Raw genomic sequence first — 22,422 nt, 5'->3', positions numbered from 1 at the left:
CCCGGAGACGGCATGCCCCCGGCGGACGCGGCGGCGGCCGTGGCGGACGCCTCCGACCGCGGCGCCCGGGTCGTCGCGGTGGTCATCGCGCTGGCGTGGCACGCGGCGATCGCGCTGCCCGCGGCGCTGGGGGCCCGGACGGAGTTCGCCGCGCCGGCGGTGGTCCTCGTCGGCTGGCTGCTCGTCGCGGCGACCGGCGTGCTGGCCGGGGTGCGGCTGCTGCGCGACGCGCCGCTGCCGGCCTGGCCGGTGGCCGCGCTGCTGCTGACGGTCGACGCGGCGGTCTTCGCCGCGGCCGGCGACCGGCAGCTCTTCACCGCCGCGAACTGGGTGTGGGGCACGCTCGGCTGGTTCTTCGTGCTGGCGGTCTGGGGCCGGCGGGTGGGCGGTCTGCTCGCCCTGCTGGGCGCGCACTCGGCGATCGCGCTGGTGGCGGTGCTCGCCCACGGCGCGACGGCCCCCGCCGACGTGGCCCGGTACGCGATGTACGTCTACGGCACCGCGACGCTGCCGGTGGCGGTCTTCGTCGGCGCCACGACGATCGCCGCGCTGGCCCGGCAGCGGGCGGCCGCCGCCTCGGCCGCCCACGCGGCGACCGCCGAGCGGGACGCCGCCGAGCTGGCCCGGCGGGAGCGGCGCGAGCGCCTCGCGCTGGTCAGCGGGGCCGCCGGGGAGGTGCTCGCCGAGCTGGCCGACGGGCGGGCCGACCCGGCGGACGCGGACGTGCAGCGGCGGGCCGTGCGGGCCGCGGCCCGCCTGCGCCGCCTCATCGCCGAGTCGGACGACGTGCCGGACCCGCTGCTGCACGAGCTGCGGGCCGCCGCCGACCTGGCCGAACGAAACGGCCTGCCGATCGACCTGGTCACGATCGGCGCCCCGCCGCCGCTGCCGGTCGAGGTGCGGCGCCGGCTGGCCGACCCGCTCACCGCGACGCTGGCCGACGCGCGGGGCTGGGCCCGGCTCACCGTGGTCTGCGGCCCCGACGAGGTGGTGGTCAGCCTGGTCACCCCCGACCGGGAGGACCCGGACACCGACGGCCCGCCCTCCGACGACGGCGCATCGGTGACCGACGACGGCGGGCCGACGGGCGACGACGGCGGGTGGGCCGCCGACGACGGCGGGGCGGTGGAACACCTCTACGAGCGGGACGGGGAGATCAGATGGACGCAGACGCGGTGGCGCCGGTGAGCGGCGGGCGACCGGTCGGCGTGGCGATCGTGGACGACCACCCGGTCGTCGTCGAGGGGGTGCGCGCCTGGCTGGCCACCGAGCCCCGGCTGACCGTCCTGGCGACGGGCGACGACCCGGACGCGGTGCTGCGGGCCGCCCCCGACGCCGACGTGCTCCTGCTCGACCTGCGGCTGCACGGGCGGATGGCGCTGGACAAGCTCGCCGAGCTGAGCGCGGCCGGCCGGCGGGTGGTGGTCTACTCCGAGCACACCGACCCCGAGACGATGCTCGCCGCGCTCGACGCCGGGGCGGTGGCGTTCCTCGCCAAGCACGAGGGGCGGGAGCACTGCGTGGCCACCGTGCTCGCCGCCGCCAGCGACCGCCCGTACGTGCCGCCGGCGCTGGCCGGGGCCATCGTGGGCGACCCCCGGCCGGACCGTCCCGCCCTGTCCGACAAGGAACGCGAGGCGCTGCTGCTGTGGTTCCAGTCGATGTCGAAGGCGTCGGTGGCCCGCCGGATGCGGATCAGCGAGCACACCGTCAAGCAGTACGTCGACCGGGCTCGGATCAAGTACACCCGTGCGGGTCGACCGGCCGCCACCAAGGCGGCGCTGCTCGCCCGGGCGATCGAGGACGGCCTCGTCCGCCCGGAGGAGATCGGCATCTACCGGTCACAGGCGTCGTACGACCGGCCGACCCCCTAACGGGCGTCATGACAGCCGGTCGCGGGTCGGCGACGCTCGTGCTGAGATGCCGTCTGCACCGGAGGTCATGACGATGCACGATGACGCGTCCCCCTTCTTCATCGCACCGCACCGCTTCGACGGCGCCGACGACGACGCGCCGGTGCTGGACCGGCGGCACGAACTGGTCCCCGAGACCGGCGAGCGGGTGCTCTCCCGGCACCGGCTGCACGCCTCGGGGCACCTGCTCGGGCCGACCGACGGGCGACGGCGGTGGGCGCCGCCCGCGCCCGTGGCGGTGACGGTCACCGACCGGCGCGTCGCGTACGTCGGGGGCGGGCCGCAGCTCGCCCTGGTCGGCGGCACGGGCGACGTCGCCCGGCACCGCCGGGGCGTACGGCTGCCGGGCCTGGTGAGTGGTCAGATCCGCTGGCAGTGGCCGTCCCGGCTGGAGCTGCTCCCCGCCGGGCCGGACCGGCCCTGCCGGCTGCTGGTGGTCTGCGACGCGCTGCGCACCATCCAGCAGCCGGCCCTCGGCCTCGCCGGCCCCGCCGGGGAGATCGCCGACCTGGCCCGCAGGTTGCGCCGCACGGTGGCCGCGTTCCGGCTGGCCCACCCCGAGCTGGTGGACCTCTCGCCGCCCGAACGCGACGTGCTGGCGGTACGGGCCGCGGCGGCGTTCTCCGTCGGCGACGCCCGGATCACCCTGCCGGGCTCGCTGCCGGTGGAGTTCCTCTCGCGGGACGACTACTACCAGCGGGAACACTTCGACCGTGGCTGGCACGGGCCCGCAGCCGGCGCAGCATCCGGGCATCGGTGAAGCCGACCGTGCGGGCGGCGGCCTCCACGGTGGCGCCGTGCCCGATGAGGTGCTCGGCGCGTTCCACCCGCAGCAGTTGCTGGTAGCCGAGCGGGGTCAACCCGGTGGCCTGCCGGAACAACCGGGTCAGGGTCCGCTCGGCCACCCCGCCCGCGGCGGCCAGGTCGGCCAGCGGCAGGGGCTCGGCGAAGTGGCGGTCGATCAGGTCCTGCACGCGGTGCACAGTGTCGGACGGGTGCGAGCGGTGCCGCAGCATGGCGCTGGCCTGCTGCTCGTGGCCGTTGCGTCGGGTCTGGACGACGAGCGCGCGGGCGATCCGCGCCGCGACCGCCGGGCCGTGTCGGGTCGCCACCAGGTGCAGCGCCACGTCGATGCCGCTGGCGATGCCGGCCGAGGTGACGACCCGGTCGTCGACCATGTAGAGCACGTCACGGACGATCCGCGCCGCCGGGAACCGGCGCGCCAGCTCGTCCTGCACCTCGTGGTGGGTGGTGCAGCGGCGGCCGTCGAGCAGGCCGGCCCGGCCGAGGGCGTACGCCCCGGCGCACACGCTGGCGACGGTGCCACCGGCGGCGTGGTGGTCGGCAAGCCGCCGCAGGTCGTCCGGCCCGACCGGCCCCTGCGGCCCGTGCGCGCGGGGCCGCCACCCGGGTACGACCACGAGGTCGTCCCGGGTCAGCTCGGGCCACGCCGGCACGGCCACCAGCGGTACGCCCTGCACGGTCGGCACCACCTCCCGCTCGGCGACGTAGTGCAGCCGGTAGTCGTACCCGAGGTCGGCGGCGGTGGAGAAGACCTGGGCCGGCCCGGCGAGGTCCAGCAGGTGCAGCTGCGGGACGAGCAGGAAGACGACCCGGGCCATCGGCTCAGCCCCGAGCGCCGGCCCGGACGCCGCCGGCCGGAACCGCCCCGGCGGCATCGCCGGCGGGAGCGCCGCCGGTGAGGGCGCCGCCGGCGGGAACCGCGCCGATCACCTCGGCGACCGTGCGGACGGTGGCGAAGCGGCCGGCGAGGGCGTACTCGGTGCGGGCGACGACGTCCTCGTTGGACAGGGTGCGCGGGTCGGCGAGGATCTCCGCCAGGGTGGCGGTGTCCGGCAGGTCCCGGTGCGGGATCGGGAAGGTCGCCGTCGCGTCCGTCACGAAGGTCATCTCATAGCCGAGGTCGCAACCGAGCCGGGTGGTCGTCTCGACGCACTGCTCCGTGCGCATCCCGCAGACGGTGATCTCGCGGATCCCCGCCACGGTGAGGAGCTGCTGGAGGTTGGTCGTGGAGAAGGCGTTGTGCGACGTCTTGACCAGCGTCGGCTCGCCCGGGGCCGCCGCCAACCCCTCGATCAGCCGGACGTGCCCGCCCGCCGGATCGAACACGTTGCCGGTGCCGGGCTCCGCGTGCAGGACCCAGACGACCAGGTCACCGCTCGCCCGGGCCGCGTCAACCAGCCGGCCGACCTGGCCGACGATGTCGGGATTCGAGGCGTACGCCCAGATGGGCCGCTGCCGGAAGGACTCCTGCACGTCGATGACGACGAGTGCTGCTCTGCTCATGCCGTGAAGCCTGGCCCGACGGACACCGGCGCGGCAGGCACGATCCCGCCCCGCACCGGACCAATCCAGCCACTCCCCCACCCCCACTCCCCCCGCGATCCGCCCTCCCCCTCGCTGCGGCGATCTTGCACTTTCGGCCCTTTGTTCGCGCTGGTTTGTCCGGCTTGTCGGGGCAACAAGTGCGAGATCACGGAAAGGAGGGGGGTGGGGGTGGGTGGGGGTCAGGGGGTGGGGGTGCGGCGGGTGGGGGCGTCGAGGGCGGCGGCCTCCTCCGGGGTGGGGGCGGTGCCGCCCAGGTGCGCCGGGAGCCACCAGGTGTCGTCGGGGCCGGCGGGCTGGTCCGGGTACTCCCGCTGGGCCCGGTCGACGAGCGCGCTCAGCCGCGTCTTCAGGTCGGCGGTCATCGCGTTGGCGTCCGGGTAGGCGGCCGGGTCCATCGGCTCGCCCACCAGGATGGTGATCGGGGTGTGTCGACGGGTGAGGGTGCGCGGCCGACCCTTGGTCCAGAGCCGCTGGGTGCCCCACAGGGCCACCGGGAGGACCGGCACACCCGCCTCGACGGCCATCCGCGTGGTTCCGCTCTTGAGCTCCTTCACGGTGAACGAGCGGCTGATCGTCGCCTCGGGGAAGACGCCGACCACCTCGCCGCGCTTCAGCGCGCTGACCGCCGTCGCGTACGACCCGGCGCCCGCCCGCCGGTCCACCGGGATGTGCCGCATGCCGCGCATCAGCGGGCCGGACACCTTGTGCGTGAAGACCGACTTCTTGGCCATGAACCGCACCAGCCGCTTCGCCGGGTGCGCGCCCAGCCCGCAGAAGATGAAGTCGAGGTAGCTGACGTGGTTGCTGGCCATCACCGCCCCGCCGGTACGCGGGACGTGGTGGGCGCCCTCGACGGTGATCTTCAGGTCGAGGACCCGGAACATCGTCTTGGCGGCGGCGATCACGGGCGGGTACACGAGTTCCGGCATGGCGCGAACTTACCCCGCCCACCTGGGAATCACGCCACGGCGGCCCCGTGCCCGCCGGCCCCGGCAGCCCGCCTCCCGGACTGCTGTCTGCCCACGGCAGAGCGGGCTGGCCCCGGGGCCCGGGCGGCACGACGATGGCGGGATGACGGAACGCGGAGTACTGCTCTGGATCCACGGCGGCGGATGGCGCGGCCGGTCGAGCGAGGACGGCGCGGGGCTGGCCCGGCACGGGCTGCGGGTGGTCCAGGCGACCTACCGGCTGTCCCACGAGGCGCACTGGCCGGCCCAGCTCGACGACGTACGCGAGGCGGCGCGGCGGGCCCGCGCGGCGGCCCCGGAGCTGCCGCTGCTGGTCGGCGGCGACTCGGCCGGCGCCACCCTGGCCCTGCACCTGGCCCTGCGCGGCGTCGACCGCCGCGACGACGTGGCCGCCGGGCTGGCCTGGTGGGCCCCCACCGACCCGCTCGCCGCGCAGTTCCGGCTGCGGCCCGACGGCAACCCGTGGGCGGACCTGATCGGGCACCCGCCGGCCGCCGACGACCCGGCCACCGTCGACGCGACGGTGGCCACGCACGCCGGCAACGGGGTGCCCGTGCTGCTGGTGCACGCCCTCGACGACCGGTCGGTGCCGGTCGGTCAGACCGTCGACCTGACCGCCGCGCTGCTGGCCGCCGGGCACCCGGTGCACAGCTTGATCACCCACGGCGGCCACGGGCTCGACCTGGACCGCCCGGACCTCGCGGCCGTGACCACGGCCTTCCTCGACACCGTCCTGCCGAAGGGTTGAGCCGAGGACGCCGCCACGGGCTCGGGGCGGCCGGCGCCGGCCGCCCCAACAACCCCGGGCCAGGGCGGCCTGCGCCGGGACGTAGCGCCGGAACGCCGGCGCCCACCCCGCAGACCGCCGGCCCGGAGCCGTCGCCGCCGGGACGTCGCGCCGAACCGCCGGCGCCGGCCCGCACGTGGGGGCCGGCGCCGGCGCGGGGTCATTCGGTGAGCCGGTGCATGTCGAGCCGGCCCCGGGCGAACGCGTCCACCCGGCCCCAGCGGCCCGGGATGTCCAGCACCTCGATCCGGCCCATCCCGATCGGCAGCCGGGGCTCCACCGCCAGGTGCCCCTCGTGCGGCTCCAGGCCGAGCATCGTCCGCAGCAGCAGCAGCGGCGTGCCGGTCGACCAGGCCTGCGGGCTGCACGCCGTCGGGTACTCCACCGGGAACTTGGTCAGCTCGCGCGGATAACCGCCGAACGCCTCCGGCAGCCGCCCCTCGAAGTAGGTGGCCGCGTCGAGGATGCCGCTGGCGATGACCGCCGCCTCCTCCGCGAATCCGTATCGGCGCAGGCCCCAGGCGATGAACGAGTTGTCGAACGGCCAGATCGTGCCGTTGTGGTAGCCGATGGGGTTGTAGCGGACCTCCCCCTCGGCCAGCGTCCGCACCCCCCAGCCGGTGAAGAGGCGGGGGCCGACCAGATGCTGGGCGATCTTCTCGGCGCGGTCCGCCTCGACGATGCCGCTCCAGAGCAAATGGCCGATGTTGGAGCTCAGCACGTCGCACTGGCGGCCTTCCGGGTCGAGGGCAAGCGCGTAGTACTCGCCGTCGGACACCCAGAAGTCCCGGTTGAACCGCTCCTTCAGCGCCGCCGCCTCGCGCTCGAGCCGGTCGGCGAACTCGGGGTCGCCCCAGAACTGCCGGGCCAGCCGGGCCGCCCGCAGCTTCGCGTCGTACGCGTAGCCCTGCACCTCGCAGGTGGCCCGGGGAAACGGCGGCAGCCTGCCGTCCCGGTAGGAGATGGAGTCCCAGGAGTCCTTCCAGCACTGGTTCTCCAGGCCGGTGTCGGTGTTGCGCCGCTCGTACCAGATGTAGCCGGTGCCGACCAGGTCGGCGTAGTCGTCGATCCACCTCAGCGCGGCACGGCACTCCCGCTCCAACTCCATGACCAGCGCGACGTCCCCGCTCCACTTCTCGTACTCGTCGAGCAGCACCAGGAACAGCGGGGTCGCGTCCACCGACCCGTAGTACGGCGAGTGCGGCTGCTCCTCGAAGGCGGCGGTCTCGCCGTACCGCATCTCGTGCAGGATCCGGCCCGGGTCCTCGTCGCGGAAGTCGTCGAACCGGGTGCCCTGCAGGGAGGCGAGGATCCGCAGCGTGGTCTTCGACAGATCCGGCGTGAACGGCAGCGTCTGCAGGCACGTCAGGATGCTGTCCCGGCCGAACATGGTCATGAACCAGGGCAGGCCGGCGGCCGGCAGCGTCGCCCCGCCGAGCGAGAGCGGCGAGAAGCGCAGCGCCGCCAGGTCGATCATGCTGCGCCGGTACGTCCGCGACAGGTCCTCGTGCTGGCTGTTCAACCGCGGAGCCTTGGCCAGCCACTCCTCCAGGTCGTGCTGGAGGGCGAGCCGCTCGGTGCCGTGCGCCCGCAGCCCCATCCGCAGGTCCCGGCCGCCCGGGCCGAGCGCCAGGGTCTGGACGTCGATCCGGGCCTCCCACTGCTCGTTCGGCTCCAGGTGGATCGTGTAGGCGAAGCCCTTGCGGTCGTACCGCGCCGCCGGGGACGCCGAGATCACCGTCTCCCGGGTGAAGTTGCCGCGCCGGTAGCCCAGGCGCAGCCGGTCGGCCTCGACCTCGGCGTAGATCTCGCCCTTCTTGTTCAGGATCTCGTCCTTGACCTGGAACAGGTCGGCGAAGTCGGACGCCGCGTCCATCCTGATCTCCAGGTCGACCGGCTTCTCGTCGTGGTTGAGGATGGTGAGCGTCTCACGGAAGCTGCCCCCCACCGCCCGCTCCCGGATGATCGACAGCTTGGCGTCGACGTAGTGCGTCGCCATCCCCGGCACCAGGAAGAACCGGGCCTCGTAGTACTGGAGGTCGTCGTACGAGAGCGGGTTGAGCCGCTCCCCGTTGACCTTGAGCACCCAGGTGGACAGGAAGCGGGTGTCGAGGGAGAAGAGCCCGGTCGGCTCGCTCGGCGTCGCCTCGATGTCGCCGGTGTCCTCCGACACCACGAAGGTGCTGCCGTCCAGAATCCGGATGGTGTTGCTCTGCGCCATCAGTGCACCTCCCGCTCCGCCTGGAAACGCCGGCGGGGCCCGTGGGAGTCCGGCGGGCTGGGGAAGAGCCGCTCCAACTGCAACACCAGCCGAAGGTCCCCCGTCACCGTCATGTCCCCCCGCAGCAGCGCCGCCACCCCGTCCTCCCGCCCTGAGGCGAGGTCCTCGAAGAGCGCCGGGCTGGCCCCGATCACCGTGTCGGCCTCCAGGTCCTCCTGGCTCACCCGCACCTGACCACGGTCGATGCGCAGCAGCCAGTGCGTCGTCTGCGCGCCCTCGTGCAGGTCCAGGCGCAGGGTTCCGGAGGACTTCGCCAGCAGGGGTTCGAAGTCCCGCCGGTCGAGGTCCTCGAGGAACCTCGTCGTCGCGTCCACCATCGGCTCCTCCCCGTCGGTCATGTCCCGACCCGGGGTCCCCGTCCCGTGCGGGCTCAACCTCGCCCGGATCGGGTGAGTCGCGGCGACGGACGGTCGTACCGACGCGGTAGCGTGCGGAAAGCTGGTGGCGAGGTCGGAGGTCGGGCATGGCGGGCGGCGGTCCGGAGATCGGTCGGGAGCGCGTACTCGCCTACCGGGCGTCCGCACAGGAGCTGCACCGCCCGGCGCGCCGGACGGCGGACCTGGCCGTCACAGAGCTGGGGGTGCAGGACACGCCGCACGGCTCCGCCCGGCTGGCACTGGCCGCCCGGGGCGTGACCGTGTTCGACGACGACCGGCTGGAGCTGGTCTGGTCGATGCGGGGCGCGCCGCACCTGCACCGGCGCGCCGAGCTGCCGGCGTTGGCCGCCGCGATCTGGCCGCTGGACGACGCCGACGCCGCCCGGCGGCTTCCCGACCAGATCCGCGCGGGCGCCGCCGAGCTGGGGCTCGCCGCGTTCGAGGCCGCGGCACGCGCGTTCGCCGAGGTGGTGACCGCGCCGATGGCCCGCGGCGAGGCCAGCCGCGCGGTGAGCGAACGGGTGCCGGCCGAGTTGACGTACGACTGCCGCCCGTGCGGCGCCCGGCACGTCTCCGGGGCGCTGTTCCAGCAGGCTGGCCTCGCCGGAGGCGTACGCCTGGCGGTGTCGGGGCGGGCGACGACGCTCGCGCCGCTGCCGGGCTGGCCCGGGCCGCCCGCGCGGGCGGCGGACACCACCGCCCTGGTGCGCACCTGCCTGCGGCTGCTCGGGCCCGCGACCCCGGCCCACATCGCGGGTTTCCTCGGCACCAGCGTCACCGCGCTGCGCCCCGTCTGGCCGGAAGGGCTGGTGGAGGTGCGGGTGGACGGCCGGCGGGCCTGGCTGCCGCCGGAGCGGCTCGACGCGCTGCGCGACGCGCCGCCCCTGCCGGGGGTCCGGCTGCTGCCGCCCGGCGACCCGTTCCTCCAGGCCCGCGACCGGGACGTGCTGCTCCCCGACCGGGCCCGTCAGGCGCAGCTCTGGCGGGTCATCGGCAGTCCCGGCGCGCTGCTCGTGGACGGCGAGGTGGCCGGCACCTGGCGCGCGAAGCAGGCCGGCCGGGGCGTGCTGGAGGTGACGGTCACGCCGTGGGCCGGGCTGTCGGCCCGGGCCCGCCAGGAGGTCGACACCGAGGCCGCCACCGTCGCCACGGCGCGCGGCGCCGCCGACGTGCGGGTCACCATCGCCCCGGGCTGAGCGGGCGGCGCCGGGAACGCCGCGAAGCCGGCTCCCCGGATCGAGGAGCCGGCACGCCCGCGGCGGGACGGGTCAGTTGTTCGGTTCGTCGGCGCTGATGTCGGCGAGCACCGACTGCGGCTCCCGCTCCACGGCGAGGTCGCCCATCGAGACGAGACCGACGAGCCGCCCGTCGTCGATGACCGGCAACCGGCGCACGGCGTAGGTGCGCATCAGGTCGGCGGCGGCCACCGCGTCGTCGTACTGGCTCACCGTGATCACGTCCTTGCTGGTGATCCGGTTGAGCGGGGTCGAGTTCGGGTCCAGGTTCTCCGCCACGCCCCGGACCGCGATGTCCCGGTCCGTCACGATGCCGACGACGTCGTCGCCGTCGGTCACCACCACGTCGCCGATGGCGCTGTCGCGCATCTCCTGCGCCGCGGCGGTCAGCGTGTCGTTGCCGTCCATCGTCACCAACCGGGTCGTCATGAACTCTCCGACCGTTGTCATGGTGCTCCCCTCTCGGTGTCGGCACCGGCCGTCTACCCGCCGGTCACGCGGGATAACGCGACTTCGGCGTACCCCCACAGCGGCACCCGGCCAGCCGGCGAGCGTGGCCAGCCCGCCGGGCACCACCGACCGCCGACACGGCAGGCACCACCGACCGCCGACACGGCAGGCACCACCGACCGCCGACACGGCAGGCACCACCGACCGCCGACGCGCCGGGCCCCCGCCGGTAAGCCGGCGGGGGCCCGGGAGAGGCGCGTGCGTGGGGTCAGCGGCGCTCGGCGGCGACCAGCTCGGCGATCTGCACCGCGTTCAGCGCGGCGCCCTTGCGCAGGTTGTCGTTGGAGCAGAACAGGGCCAGCCCGTGCTCGACGGTCTCGTCGGCGCGGATCCGGCCGACGTAGGTCGGGTCCTGACCGGCGGCCTCGAGCGGGGTCGGCACGTCGCTCAGCGCCACGCCGGGCGCGCCGTCGAGCAGCTCGCGGGCCCGCTGCGGGGTGACCGGGCGGGCGAACCGGGCGTTGATCTGCAGCGAGTGGCCGGTGAAGACGGGCACCCGGACGCAGGTGCCGGAGACCCTGAGCCCCGGAATCTCCAGGATCTTGCGGCTCTCGTTGCGCAGCTTCTGCTCCTCGTCGGTCTCGAAGGAGCCGTCGTCGACGATCGAGCCGGCGAGCGGGAGCACGTTGAACGCGATCGGCCGGGCGAACGACCGGGGGGCCGGGAACTCGACGGCGGCGCCGTCGAAGGCAAGCCCGGTGGCGTGCTCGGCCACCTTGCGGACCTGCTCGTCCAGCTCGGCCACGCCGGCCAGCCCAGCGCCGGAGACCGCCTGGTAGGTCGAGACGACCAGGCTGACCAGTTCCGCCTCGGCGTGCAGCGGACGCAGCACCGGCATCGCGGCCATAGTGGTGCAGTTGGGGTTCGCGATGATCCCCCTGGGGCGTACGGCGACGGCGTGCGGGTTGACCTCGGCGACGACCAGCGGCACGTCCGGGTCCGTGCGGAACGCCGAGGAGTTGTCGACGACGACGGCACCGGCCGCGGCGACCCGTGGCGCGAGCTCCCTGGCGGTGCCCTTCCCGGCCGAGAAGAGCACGATGTCGAGCCCGGAGTAGTCGGCGGTGGCCGCGTCCTCCACGGCCACCTCGCCGCCCCGGAAGGGCAGGGTGCGCCCGGCCGACCGCGCCGAGGCGAACAACCGCACCTGCTCCGCCGGGAACTCCCGCTCCGCCAGCACCTGCCGCATCACGCCACCGACCTGGCCGGTGGCCCCCACAATGCCGATCCTCATGCCCGCGAGGCTACCCAGCCCGGCCGCCCGACCGGGAACGCTTTCCCACCGCCCGGGCGCCACGGGGCCGGCCCGGACGGTGGCCCTGGTCACGCCCGAACGGTCGCGGGCCGCAACGACGCCGCCGATCGGCCCGGCGGCCCGGAAGAACCGGTCGCCCCGGGGCCGCCCCGCCGGAGCATCCGCGCCGCGCCGCCCGGGCGGCGGACGGGCCCGGTCGGGGGCGGCGCGACCCAGATCACACCGGCGGCGGGGCCGTCAGGAGGCGTGGTCGACCAGGTCACCCAGGCCGGAGGCGGCCAGCTCGTCGCGGATCACCGCGGCGTCGCCCTCCACCACCAGGGTGAGCGCCTCCGGGTGCAGGTGCGCGGCGGCCGCCGCGGAGACCTGCGCCACGTCGGCGGCGAGCAGCGATTCCCGCAGCCGGGCGTGGTAGTCGTCCGGCAGGTCGTGCACGACCAGGGTGGTCAGCGCGGAGGCGATCGCCCGAGGGCTCTGCAGCTCCACCGAGAGCTGGCCGGCCCGCCAGGAGCGCGCCACCGCCAGCTCCTCCTCGGTCACCCCGGTCTCCTGGGTACGGGTGATCTCGCCGACCGCCTCGACCAGGGCCGGCGCGGTGACCGCCGTCTGCACGCCGGAGCTGACCGCGAACCGCCCGAACCGGCGGGACGAGGCGAAGTCGCCCCGGATGCCGTACGTGTAGCCGCGCACCTCGCGGATGAGGTGGTTGAGCCGGGAGGTGAACGCCCCGCCGAGCACCGTGCCGGCGAGGGTCATCGGCACGTGGTCGGGGTGGGCGCGGTGCGGCGACGGGTGGCCCAGCCGCAGCGTGGACTGCACCGAGCCGGGACGGTCCACCAGGATGATCCGCCGGCCGGGGCGGGTCGGCACCTCGATCGGGCCGCCCCGGTCGACCGGCCCGCCGCCGGTGCCGGCGAACGCCGCCGCGCCGAGCGCGTCCAGGTCGAGCCGGTCCAGGTCGCCGGCGACGACGAGCGTGCCGGGGCGGATGAACCACTCGGAGTGGAAGACGGTGACGTCCTCGACGTCCAGCCCGGCCACCGAGTCGGGGTCGCCGTACATGGGGCGGCCCCAGCGGTTCTCGGCGCCGAACAGGTCCGCGCGCAGCGCCGCGTCGGCGCGGGGGCCGGGATTGGCCCAGTCCATCCGCAGCGCGGTGGCCTCGTCGTCGCGGACCCGCCGGACGTCGTCCGGGTCGAGCTTCGGGGTGCGGACCGCCTCGGCGAGCAGCTCCACGGCGGCGTGCAGCCGCTCCACCGGCACCTGCACGCTGACCTGGAAGGAGTCCCAGTCGAGCCCGGTCACCAGCTCGGTGCCGAGCGCCTCGATGGCCAGCGCGTACGCGGTGGCGTCCCGCTGCGCGGTCCCCTCCTCCAGGGCCTTGGCGAGCACCCCGCCGAGCCCCTCCTTGCCGGTCGGCTCGCGCCCGGCGCCCGCGTCGAGCAGCAGCAGCGCCACGGCCAGGTTCTGCCCGGGCAGGTGCGCGGCGACCACCCGGCCGCCGGCCACCGTACGGCGGACCACCTGCGGGAACCGGTAGGGGCGGGCGAGGCCCGGCCCGGGACGGTCGGTGATCAGCGTCATCAGGGCTTCTCCTCGGGCAGGTAGGTCAGGGTCACCCGGTCGTCGGCGGCGAGCACCTCGGCGGCGGCCTCGGCGATCTGCTCGGCGGTCACCGCGAGCCAGGCCGGCAGCCGCTCGGCGGCCTTCGCCGGGTCGCCGAACTGGGTGGCGTACCGCCCGAGCGTGTCCGCCCGGCCGTCCACGGTGGACATCTGCCGCCACCACATGGTGGTCAGCAGGGACTTTGCGCGGTCCAGCTCGGCGGCGGTGACCGGCACGGTGGCCAGCTCGTCGACCACCTCGGCCAGCCCGGCGGCCAGCCGCTCGCCGCTGACGCCGGGGCGGGCCGTGGCGGTGACGATCAGCGGCGCCGGGGCGTGCGCCAGGTCCACCCCGTACGCCCCGACGAGGTCGGGCTGGGCGATCCGCTCGCCGTCGGCGAGGCGCTGGTAGAGGCGGCTGCCCCGGCCGCTGCCCAGCACGGTGGCGAGCACGGTCACCACGTCGTAGCCGGGGCTGCCGAAGGCGTGGGTGCGGTGCGCGACGTAGACGCGGGGTGCCGGGACGTCGCCGGTGACCGTCTCCACGGCCGGCCGCCCGGTCGCTGGCACCACCCGGCCGTCGGGGGCGGGCGGGATGTCCTCGCGGGGCGGGATCGCGCCGAAGTACTTGTCGGCCAGCGCGAAGACCTCGGCGGCCGAGGCGTCGCCCACCACGGTCAGCACCGCGTTGTTCGGCGCGTAGTACGTGCGGTGGAACGCCTGGAAGGTGGCCAGGTCGGCGGCGTTCAGGTCGGCCATCGAGCCGATCGTGGCGTGGTGGTAGGGATGCCCCGGCGGATACAGCAGCGGCAGCAGCCGCAGCCAGGCGTCGCCGTAGGGCACGTTCTCGTAGCGCTGGCGCCGCTCGTTCTTCACCACGTCACGCTGGTTGTCCAGCGTCTCCTGGGTCAGCGCCGGGACGAGGCCGCCCATCCGGTCGGCCTCCAGCCAGAGCGCCAGCTCCAGGTGCTCGGCCGGGACGGTCTCGAAGTAGTTGGTGCGGTCCGGGTTGGTGGTGGCGTTGAGGGAGCCGCCCGAGCCCTGCACCAGCTTCATGTGCTCGGTCTTCGCCACGTTGACCGAACCCTCGAACATCAGGTGCTCGAAGAGGTGGGCGAAGCCCGTCTGCCCCGCGGGCTCGTGCCGGGAGCCGACGTCGTACCAGAGGTTCACGGCGACGGCGGGCGCGGTGCGGTCCTCGCTCACCACCACGCGCAGGCCGTTGTCCAGTCGGGTCGTCTCGATGGGCCAGGGGTAACCGCTGTCGGGCATGGCACGACGCTATCCGATCGAGCGGGCCGGACGGGGACACGCCGCCGCCGGGCGAGGCGCGGGAGCCCGCCGGCCGGGCCGCGAGCGCCCGGAGACACCGCCGCTCGGGCCGCGAGCGCGGGGACCCGGCGCGGCGCGAGGCATCGACCGCGCACGGCCGGGTACCGGGGGGAGATGCCGCCTGCCGCCACCGTGACCGACCGGGCCGCCGTCGTGGTCGATCGTGCGACCGCAGCCCTCACCCGGCTCCGCCGGGCCCGCCTGCTGCACCCCGCCGGCCGCTCCTTCGCCGGGGAGGTGACCGTGTGGGGCGTGCCGGGACCGCCGACCGGGGTCCCGCTGCTGGACGACCCGGCGCACTTCCGGGCGACCGTACGCCTGTCGAAGGGGGTGCCGACGCCGGGCGGCTGGCCCGACGTGCTGGGGCTGGCCGTGCGGCTGCACCGGGATCCCGACCGGCCGTTCGACCTGCTGGTCAGTTCCAGCGGGGCCGCGCCGGTGCTGCGGAACCTGCCGCTGCCCCGGCGGCGCTTCTCCGGGACGTACAGCACGATCATGTCCTTCCGGGCCGGGCGGCGGCGGCTGTTCCTGGCCGCGCTGGCCGACCCGGAGTCGCCCGACCTGGGCCGCAGCCTGGCCGAGGTGGCCGCCGCGGCCCGGGCGGCCGCGCCCCGGCTGGTGCTGGCGGTCGCGTCCGCGGTCGGGCCGTGGCGGCCGTTCGGTCAGGTCGGTATCGGCGACCAGCTCGGCGCCCGGGAGGACGCCGAGCTGGCCTTCGACCCGATCGGCAACCTGCCGCCGGGCCTGCGGGCGGCGGGTCCGCTCGCGTGGCTGCGGGAGCACACCTACCCGGCCTCGCAGCGGGTGCGCGGGGCCCGGGTTCAGTCCGGGGGCTCGATGGGGGTCACCGTCTGATCGGAGGTGCGCCGCTCCAGGACGGTGTCCGGGGCGGCGTTGCGGTCGGCCTCGCGGATGTCGGACTCCTCGAGGATGGCGTCCGCCTGCGCCTGCGGATCGTCGCTGCCGACCGCCGCCTCCTCGGGCAGCAGGTGGGCGCGGGACTCCACCCGTTCCTGGTCGCTCTGCTCGTGACTCATGCCCACCCACATACCCCGCCGGCGCGGCGGGCACGCCCGCACGGTCGCGTCCGACCCCGTGGCGACCGGGCCCCGTCGTCGGGGACACCGGGCGCCCGGACGCGACCGTGCGCGGCAGCGGGCCGACCGTCGGGCGGTGGCCCGACGGTCGCGGGGGCTACCCCCCGCCGCCCGTCCCGGCGCCGCCGGCCCGACGCCGGGCCCGGCGCCCGCTCAGCAGCAGCAGTACGCCGCCCAGGATCGCCAGCACCCCCGGCACCGCGACACCGCCGCCCAGCGCGAGCATCCCCTTCTCCAGGGGTTGGTTCACGTTCAGCGGCGTGCCGTCGTCGCCGGGACCGAAGTGGGCGGGGCCCTCGTAGCGGGTGGCGGGCAGCGTCGCCGGCTCGGGCTTGAGCGCCCCGGCCGCCTTCAGCGCGGCCTCGGCGTCGACGAGGCCGTACCCGCGGAACGGGTCGTGGCCCTCGTCGTAGCGGGACGCGGTCCGGATCAGCACCTGCTCGATCTGGCGCGGCGCGAGGTCCGGGTACTTCGACTTGATCAGGGCGACCACCCCGGCGGTCAGCGCCCCGGCGGAGGACGTGCCGCTGACCCTGGAGCGACCACCCCGGATGTCGGCCGCGGCGACCTGCTGACCCGGCGCGGCGACGTCGACGTAGCTGTGCACGGTCGAGAAGTCGGCACGTGCGCCGGCCTTGTTCGACGCGGCCACCGCGATCACGCCCGGGTAGTTCGCCGGATAGCTGACGCCGTTGCCCGTGTCGCCGGAGTTGCCGGCCGACGCCACCACGGGGATGCCGCGGGAGGTGGCGTACGCGATGGCGGCGGCCTGGGCCGTCGAGCGTTTGAACAACGCCAGGTCGTCGGTGCCGAGGGACAGCGAGATCACGTCGGCGTCCAGGTCGACCGCCTTGGCGATGGCCAGCGCGTACGGGTCGTTCGGTTCGCTGCCCCCCGTGGGTTGGCCGAAGCCCTCCTGGCGTTCGTCGAGCTTCGGGTCGCCGTCGTCCCGGATCGTGCGCAGGCCCAGCACCTTGGCCCCGGGGGCGACGTCGAGGACGTGCGACGCCATGGCGGTGCCGTGCCTCCCGTAGTAGGGCGCGTCCTTGTCGTTCTCGTTCAGCATGTCCGGGCCCTCCGTCGCCCGGCCCTTGAGTGCCTCGTGCCCGGTGCGGATGCCGGAGTCGATCACCGCGACGGTGACGCCGTCGCCCCGGGAGACCGCCCATGCCTCCGGCACCGACATGGCCCGCAGTTCCCACGCGGGCGCGGCCCAGGCGGCCTGAGCGGGACCGAGGAGCACGGTGCCCGCCACGACGAGGCCCACGGCCGCCTCCTTCGTCCAGAGCCGGCTCATTCCTCCTCCTCGTTCCCGCGAAGCGTCACGTCGAGGGTGTGTCTGTACTGGTCGATCAGGTACGTGGCCTCGCTGTCGAGGCTGTGCTCGTTGGCGCTGCCGGGCGCGGGCAGGGTCCACGGCTGCGGCAGCCTGGGCACGGCCCGACCGTCGGCGTAACCGAGGCTGACCGCCACCAGGTAGGGCTGGTCCGTGACGAGGGGACTCAACTGGTAGACCGCCACGCCGGCGCGGTGGGAGTTCTTCCAGCCGGCGGCGGGCGTGCCGGGCACCGGGTACGCCTCGACCAGCTCACCCGGGTCGCCGGCGGCACGGTCGAACTCCAGGTGCAGGTCCCTGGCCTGTTGGGGGGTGCTCAGCACGATGAGCGCGAGAGTGGCCACGTGGGTGGCGCTGGTGTCGACGTACGTGGCCCGCAGCACCGCCTTGCAGCCGTTGTCCCGGACCGCCTTGGCGAGGTTCGCCTTCAGCCCCGCCTTCTCGCAGGACGACGTGGTGTCGACGCCCTGCCGTGACCAGGCGTGCGCGAACTGGTGGCTGCCGAGCCGCTCCGGGAGGAGCTGCTCGGCGGGCAGGTTGTGCCAGGCCTTGGGGAGGAACTGCGGGTTGGTCATCCCCTGCCGTGAGTTGGAGAACGCGTGGGCCACGACGAACCCGCCGCCGGCCAGGGGCAGCAGGCCGAACACCATCAGCAGGACGCCGAGCACCGTACGGACCCCGCCCTTGCGCGCCGGGACGCCGGCGGGGGGCGCGGCCGCCGCTCCGGTCGGCTGCTGCCACGGCGCCGGCTGCTGCGGCGCGGGCTGTGGCTGCTGCCACGGCGCGGGCTGGGGCTGCTGCCACGGCGCGTGTTGCTGCGGCGCCGGGGGCGCCTGCTGGTGGTGGGACGGCTGCGGCGCGTACTGGTGGGGTGGCGGCTGCGGTGGCGGATAGGCCGGCCCCGGCGGACCGTACGACGGAGGTGGCACGGGAGATGACACGAGTGGACCTTCTTCGATCTGTGTCGCTGGTACCTGCGCGACGGCGTCCGCGGCGACTCGCGTCGTCACGGGCGCCAGCAGAAACTAGCGGGGGAAGAAAAGGTGTCCACTCGGTCACCCGCCGCCGGGGTGATCAGGAACTCGACTCGACGGCCGCCACCACCCCGCGCCGGAGGGCCTCCCCGGCCAGCCACGCCCTGCGGCGCTGCTCCCTGGTCCGCAGCCCGAACTTGTCGTAGAGGTGCGCGAGGTGCTTCTTGACCGCGCTCTCGCTGAGGCCCAGCTCCGTCGCCAGCGCGCGCAACGGCGGCGCCTGGGGAAACGGCGTGCCGCCGACGACGAACGGCCGGCACAGCGCCTCGATCACGTCGTGCTCCCGGCGGGTCAGCTCCGGCGGCGCCAGCGCGGGAGCCGTGGGGACGGTCTGCGTGCTGCTCTGCCCGGCCGGCACCCGGAAGACCAGCCGCGCCGGCCCCACGGTGATCCGGTCCCCGTCGCGCAGGACCCGCGCCTGCCGCAGGGGCATGCCGTTGACCTCGGTGCCGTTGGTGCTGCCCAGGTCGCGGATGCACCAGCCGGCCGGGTAGCGCTCCACCACGGCGTGCAGACGCGACACCTCCCTGCTGTCGACCCGCAGTTCGTTCTCGGGCGCACGGCCGATGGTCAGCAGGTCGCCGACGGCGGGAACGATCGCGGCGTTCTCGTCGTGGTGCAGCTCGAAGTAGCTGTGCATCCGTCCACTCCCCTGGTCAGTCGCAGTAGGGGACGGTACTCAGGGTGACCGACGAGGCCCCGCCGCCGCTGAGGGTCGCCGTCGCGGCCGCGCAGCCGCCCTCGACCGGCACCGGCTCGGTCCACAGCTCGAAGGGCTGGCCCGCCACGGAACGCCGGCCGCCCTTCCCGGCCGGCCCGGCGCCGATCTCGAGGTCGATACGCCAGGTGCCGTCGGCCCCCGCGTTGTCCCGGTACTGCTTCCACACCCACACGTAGGCCATCACGGCGTCGCACCGTTCCGACCGGTAGAGCTTCAGCGACACCGCGCGCAATCCGTCGACGTGCCCGAACGCCGACCGCCCGACCTGGCGGGCGTCCGCGTAGCAGGGGCCCGGCGGGGCGTCGTCGCGGCTGGCGGGCCGGCGCACGCCCGCCCCGACGAGGGAGACGACGTACTCGCCCCCGGAGTGCACGACCCGCAGCGCCGCCCGGCGGGCGCCGACGTCGCCCGGGATGAACGACACCGTGACGGCGCAGCTGTCACCGGCGGGCAGCGACCGCCCGGTGCAGCCGTCCTCAAAGATGGCGAAGTCGCCGTGGTGCGCCCCGTCGAGCTGGGCCCGGTCCATCCCGAGCGACCGGCCGCCGCCGTTGCGGACCACCACCCGCTCCCTGCGCGGCTCGGCGCTGAGCTCCCGCTCGCCGAAGTCGACGCCCTCGCTGACGTCGACCGCCGTCGGAGAGGGCAGGCCGTTGGAGCCCCCGGCCGTCAGCGTCGCGACCGCCGCCAGGACGACGCCGAGCGCGATCGCCACCGGCCGGCGGCGCCGCCCGGACGCCCGTCGGGGCGAGGGCCGGCGCTCGACCGTGGCGGACATCGCGCGGGCGGCCCGCGCCCGCGCGCTCAGCGACAGCGCCGGTCGCCCCGCCGGCGCGGCCCCCGGCGTCTCGTCCCACCCGACGGGCAGGTCGACGTCGCCGATCACCAGGTTGGTGACGGGCAGGCCGGCGGCGCGCTGCACCTGTTGCAGGTCGCGGGCGAAGCTCGCCGCGGTGGGGTACCGGTCCCGCGGGTGCTTGGCCATGGCCCGCTCGACGGCGGCGCACAACCGCTCGGGCAGGCCGCGAGCGCGCAGGTCCGGCACCGGGTCGGTGGTGATGGCGGCGGCCACCCGCTCCGGCGGGCGGTCGCGCGGCGGCGCGAACGCGGGCCGTCCGGCGAGCCAGGCGTACAGCGTCGAGCCGAGGCCGTACACGTCGGAGGCCACCGACGCCTCGCCGCCGTTGAGGACCTCCGGCGCGGCGTGCAGCACGGTGGCCGTCACCACCGGGCTCCGGCCGACGTCGGGGTCCCGGGGCCGGGCCAGGCCGAAGTCGGCCAGCTTGGCCTCGCCGTACCGCGAGACGAGGATGTTCTCGGGTTTGACGTCGCGGTGCAGGATGCCCGACTGGTGCGCCGTCTCCAGTGCCCCCGCGACCGCGATCACCCCGGCCACGGCCTCGCCCCACGGCGGGTCGCCCGCCGCCGGCAGGGCGCCGGTCGGGCCGGCGGCCCGGGCCAGGCGGTCCGCGACGGAGCCGCCCTCCTCGTAGGCCATCAGGATGTACGGGTTGCCCGCGTCGGTGTGCCCCGCCTCGTGCACCGTGACGATGTGTGGATGGTTGGAGAGGCGCCCCATCGCCCTGACCTCGCGCACGAACTGGGTGCGCGAGTCCGCGCTGTGGGAGTCCGTCGCGATCACCTTGACCGCCACCGTGCGTGAGAAGGCCGGCTGCCAGGCCCGGTAGACGACGCCGAAGCCGCCCCGACCGATCTCCGTGGCAGCCACGCACCCAGGAACGCCGATGTCCAGCCCGGCGCCCTCGCTGCCATCGTGACGGCTCAACTCTGGACCCTCCTGGGTCGATCTTGCGGAGAGCGATGATAGCGACTCGGCCTGTTCATCGGCCCCGTCCGCGGGCTGCACGGCCCGCTGGTGGGGGCCGCACCACGCTACCGGCACTGCGGTCACGCGGCGGACGTCGTGGCGGCCCCGGCGCCGCCGGGGTTCGTGGGGAGCGTTTCCGTCACGACGGGTGGACGTTCGCGGGCCGTCGGGTAGGCTGGGCCGCGTGACGCGTTCGTATCGATGGTTTAGGCAGCCGGCTCGCACGCCGGTGACTTCACCATGATCTGACGTCACCCCATCGAGCCGGCCGGGCAGGAGCTTTCGTTCCTGCCCTTTTGCGTACGAGCAGCCGGCTCGACCCGGGCACCGGCCCCGGGGCACGGTCGGCGGAAGGATGCCCACCGTGACGACCCCGGAGACCGATCGGGTCAGCGATCAGCGGATCGACCGCGTCGTGCCGCTGACCACCCCGGCCCTGCTGCACCACGAGCTGCCCCTGGACGACACGCTCGCCTCGGCCGTGCTGGCCGGCCGGCGCGCCGTCGGTCGGGTGCTGGACCGCGCCGACGACCGCCTGCTGGTGGTGGTCGGCCCGTGCTCGGTGCACGACCCGGCCGCCGCGCTCGACTACGCCCGCCGGCTGCGCGTCGCCGCCGACCGGGTCGCCGACGACCTGCTGGTGGTGATGCGGGTCTACTTCGAGAAGCCGCGCTCCACGGTGGGTTGGAAGGGCCTGATCAACGACCCGGGGCTGGACGGATCGGGCGACGTCAACGGCGGCCTGCGTACGGCTCGCGCGCTGCTGCTCGACGTGCTGCGCCTCGGCCTGCCGGTGGGCTGCGAGTTCCTCGACCCGATCACGCCGCAGTACATCGCCGACACCGTGGCCTGGGGGGCGATCGGCGCCCGTACGGTCGAGAGCCAGGTGCACCGGCAGCTCGCCTCCGGCCTGTCGATGCCGATCGGCATGAAGAACCGCCCGGACGGCAGCATCGGCACCGCCGTGGACGCGATCCGGGCCGCCGGGGTGCCGCACGTCTTCCCCGGCATCGACGTCTCCGGAACGCCGGCGATCATGCACACCCGGGGCAACGCCGACGGGCACCTGGTGCTGCGTGGCGGGGGCGGCCGTCCCAACTACGACGCGGAGTCGGTGGCCGGCGCGCTGGAGCTGCTGCGGGCAGCCGGCCTGCCCGAGCGCCTGGTGGTGGACGCGAGCCACGCCAACAGCGGCAAGGACCACCGCAACCAGCCGAAGGTGGCGGCGGACGTGGCCGCCCAGCTCGCCGCCGGGCAACGCGGCATCGTCGGGATCATGTTGGAGAGCTTCCTGCTCCCCGGCCGCCAGGACCTCGATCCGACCCGCGAGCTGACCTACGGCCAGTCGGTCACCGACGCCTGCATCGGCTGGGAGACGACGGAGGAGGTCCTGACCCACCTGGCCGCCGCCGTGCGTGGCCGCCGCCGCACCCCGGCACCGGCCCCCGCCTGATCTCGGCTCCGTCCCGTCCCGCCGGACGGGACGGAGGGACAGAGACAGCGCCGCCCCGGGCCTCGTGAGCCCGGGGCGGTCGCTGGTGTCGGTGTGCAGGTCGCCTCTCGGCGAGTGGCGCGACGCGGCTCCAGCCGGACGGAACTCCGCGAGGGCAATATGGTGAGGCCCGGGGACACTGGACACACCGACACCTGACTCAACCGGCCGCCCGCCGCCGGTGTTCCGTCCCCGCCCATGAGCGCCGTCACACGCCAGGGGCGGCGCGCCGGCCTCCCCATCAGCGCCGTCACACGCCCGGTCGGCTGCGCAGGCCACGCCCAAGAGCGCCGTCACACGCCA

General features: G+C 75.2%; 21 protein-coding genes. 7 read left to right on the top strand and 14 right to left on the bottom strand.

The genetic code is table 11. From position 1 onward, the window contains the following. Positions 1-12: 12 nt before the first annotated feature. From GA0070606_RS22190 to GA0070606_RS22180, 3 genes are all read left to right on the top strand, one after another. A complete protein-coding gene (locus tag GA0070606_RS22190) occupies positions 13-1,188 on the top strand; it encodes a hypothetical protein (protein WP_091108018.1) in 1,176 nt (391 codons plus the stop codon). Then, positions 1,161-1,874, top strand: a complete 714-nt coding sequence (locus GA0070606_RS22185) for a response regulator (RefSeq protein WP_091103761.1) — start codon at positions 1,161-1,163, stop codon at positions 1,872-1,874. Before GA0070606_RS22190 ends, GA0070606_RS22185 begins: the two co-directional genes overlap by 28 nt. A gap of 73 nt (positions 1,875-1,947) precedes the next feature. Further along, positions 1,948-2,673, top strand: a complete 726-nt coding sequence (locus tag GA0070606_RS22180; protein WP_141721934.1) for a hypothetical protein — start codon at positions 1,948-1,950, stop codon at positions 2,671-2,673. On the opposite strand, the gene GA0070606_RS22175 is transcribed toward GA0070606_RS22180, so the two are convergent. From GA0070606_RS22175 to GA0070606_RS22165, 3 genes are all read right to left on the bottom strand, one after another. Next, positions 2,555-3,535: a GlxA family transcriptional regulator gene (locus GA0070606_RS22175; RefSeq protein ID WP_091108016.1), complete on the bottom strand. Its 981-nt coding sequence runs from the start codon at positions 3,533-3,535 to the stop codon at positions 2,555-2,557. The genes GA0070606_RS22180 and GA0070606_RS22175 overlap by 119 nt on opposite strands. 4 nt (positions 3,536-3,539) lie before the next feature. After that, positions 3,540-4,220 carry an isochorismatase family protein gene (locus tag GA0070606_RS22170; protein WP_091103758.1) on the bottom strand — a complete coding sequence of 227 codons (681 nt, stop codon included), beginning with the start codon at positions 4,218-4,220 and terminating at the stop codon, positions 3,540-3,542. A 221-nt stretch (positions 4,221-4,441) separates the two neighbouring features. After that, positions 4,442-5,191: a lysophospholipid acyltransferase family protein gene (locus GA0070606_RS22165; protein ID WP_091103755.1), complete on the bottom strand. Its 750-nt coding sequence runs from the start codon at positions 5,189-5,191 to the stop codon at positions 4,442-4,444. A 142-nt stretch (positions 5,192-5,333) separates the two neighbouring features. Here GA0070606_RS22165 and GA0070606_RS22160 point away from each other — a divergent pair, with 142 nt between their 5' ends. After that, on the top strand, positions 5,334-5,978 hold the full coding sequence (locus tag GA0070606_RS22160; RefSeq protein WP_091103753.1) for an alpha/beta hydrolase: 645 nt from the start codon (positions 5,334-5,336) through the stop codon (positions 5,976-5,978). Between the two features lie 199 nt (positions 5,979-6,177). Here the strand turns inward: GA0070606_RS22160 and GA0070606_RS22155 are convergent, their stop codons facing one another. Further along, entirely contained in the window at positions 6,178-8,238 is a 2,061-nt protein-coding gene (locus GA0070606_RS22155) for an amylo-alpha-1,6-glucosidase (RefSeq protein ID WP_091103750.1), read from the bottom strand. After that, the gene (locus tag GA0070606_RS22150; RefSeq protein ID WP_091108014.1) at positions 8,238-8,615 is read right to left on the bottom strand and encodes an SCP2 sterol-binding domain-containing protein; all 378 of its coding nucleotides are present in this window, start codon (positions 8,613-8,615) and stop codon (positions 8,238-8,240) included. Before GA0070606_RS22150 ends, GA0070606_RS22155 begins: the two co-directional genes overlap by 1 nt. 146 nt (positions 8,616-8,761) lie before the next feature. Between GA0070606_RS22150 and GA0070606_RS22145 the strand changes: the two genes are divergently transcribed. Next, entirely contained in the window at positions 8,762-9,871 is a 1,110-nt protein-coding gene (locus GA0070606_RS22145) for a DNA glycosylase AlkZ-like family protein (RefSeq protein ID WP_091103748.1), read from the top strand. Between the two features lie 72 nt (positions 9,872-9,943). Here GA0070606_RS22145 and GA0070606_RS22140 read toward each other — a convergent pair whose 3' ends face one another. The 4 genes from GA0070606_RS22140 to GA0070606_RS22125 all read right to left on the bottom strand — a co-directional run bounded on the left by GA0070606_RS22140 (position 9,944) and on the right by GA0070606_RS22125 (position 14,551). Further along, complete coding sequence (locus GA0070606_RS22140) at positions 9,944-10,360, bottom strand: CBS domain-containing protein (protein WP_091103746.1); 417 nt, start codon at positions 10,358-10,360, stop codon at positions 9,944-9,946. Between the two features lie 268 nt (positions 10,361-10,628). Continuing rightward, positions 10,629-11,654, bottom strand: coding sequence for an aspartate-semialdehyde dehydrogenase (locus tag GA0070606_RS22135; RefSeq protein ID WP_091103744.1), 1,026 nt, complete (start codon positions 11,652-11,654; stop codon positions 10,629-10,631). Between the two features lie 258 nt (positions 11,655-11,912). Next, complete coding sequence (locus GA0070606_RS22130; protein ID WP_091103741.1) at positions 11,913-13,259, bottom strand: M16 family metallopeptidase; 1,347 nt, start codon at positions 13,257-13,259, stop codon at positions 11,913-11,915. Further along, positions 13,259-14,551: a M16 family metallopeptidase gene (locus GA0070606_RS22125; protein ID WP_091103738.1), complete on the bottom strand. Its 1,293-nt coding sequence runs from the start codon at positions 14,549-14,551 to the stop codon at positions 13,259-13,261. The genes GA0070606_RS22130 and GA0070606_RS22125 overlap by 1 nt, the downstream gene beginning before the upstream one ends. A 174-nt stretch (positions 14,552-14,725) precedes the next feature. On the opposite strand from GA0070606_RS22125, the gene GA0070606_RS22120 reads away from it, so the two are divergent. Further along, positions 14,726-15,466: a phosphodiesterase gene (locus tag GA0070606_RS22120; protein WP_091103736.1), complete on the top strand. Its 741-nt coding sequence runs from the start codon at positions 14,726-14,728 to the stop codon at positions 15,464-15,466. On the opposite strand, the gene GA0070606_RS22115 is transcribed toward GA0070606_RS22120, so the two are convergent. From GA0070606_RS22115 to GA0070606_RS22095, 5 genes are all read right to left on the bottom strand, one after another. Continuing rightward, positions 15,433-15,648 carry a hypothetical protein gene (locus tag GA0070606_RS22115; RefSeq protein ID WP_176737390.1) on the bottom strand — a complete coding sequence of 72 codons (216 nt, stop codon included), beginning with the start codon at positions 15,646-15,648 and terminating at the stop codon, positions 15,433-15,435. The genes GA0070606_RS22120 and GA0070606_RS22115 overlap by 34 nt on opposite strands. 157 nt (positions 15,649-15,805) lie before the next feature. Beyond that, positions 15,806-17,005 carry a S8 family peptidase gene (locus GA0070606_RS22110; RefSeq protein WP_091103734.1) on the bottom strand — a complete coding sequence of 400 codons (1,200 nt, stop codon included), beginning with the start codon at positions 17,003-17,005 and terminating at the stop codon, positions 15,806-15,808. Next, positions 17,002-17,985, bottom strand: coding sequence for a hypothetical protein (locus GA0070606_RS22105; RefSeq protein ID WP_141721757.1), 984 nt, complete (start codon positions 17,983-17,985; stop codon positions 17,002-17,004). Before GA0070606_RS22105 ends, GA0070606_RS22110 begins: the two co-directional genes overlap by 4 nt. Positions 17,986-18,118: 133 nt before the next feature. Then, positions 18,119-18,718: an FHA domain-containing protein gene (locus GA0070606_RS22100; RefSeq protein WP_218106037.1), complete on the bottom strand. Its 600-nt coding sequence runs from the start codon at positions 18,716-18,718 to the stop codon at positions 18,119-18,121. A gap of 16 nt (positions 18,719-18,734) precedes the next feature. After that, positions 18,735-20,585 (bottom strand): protein kinase domain-containing protein, encoded by a 1,851-nt coding sequence (locus GA0070606_RS22095; protein WP_141721755.1) that lies wholly within the window; start codon positions 20,583-20,585, stop codon positions 18,735-18,737. Between the two features lie 397 nt (positions 20,586-20,982). Between GA0070606_RS22095 and GA0070606_RS22090 the strand changes: the two genes are divergently transcribed. Further along, positions 20,983-22,080, top strand: a complete 1,098-nt coding sequence (locus GA0070606_RS22090; protein ID WP_091103725.1) for a 3-deoxy-7-phosphoheptulonate synthase — start codon at positions 20,983-20,985, stop codon at positions 22,078-22,080. Positions 22,081-22,422: the final 342 nt, after the last annotated feature.

Origin of the sequence: Micromonospora citrea (genome assembly GCF_900090315.1) — a bacterium.
GTDB lineage: Bacteria > Actinomycetota > Actinomycetes > Mycobacteriales > Micromonosporaceae > Micromonospora > Micromonospora citrea.
This window is presented reverse-complemented; position numbering and strand designations above follow the sequence as displayed.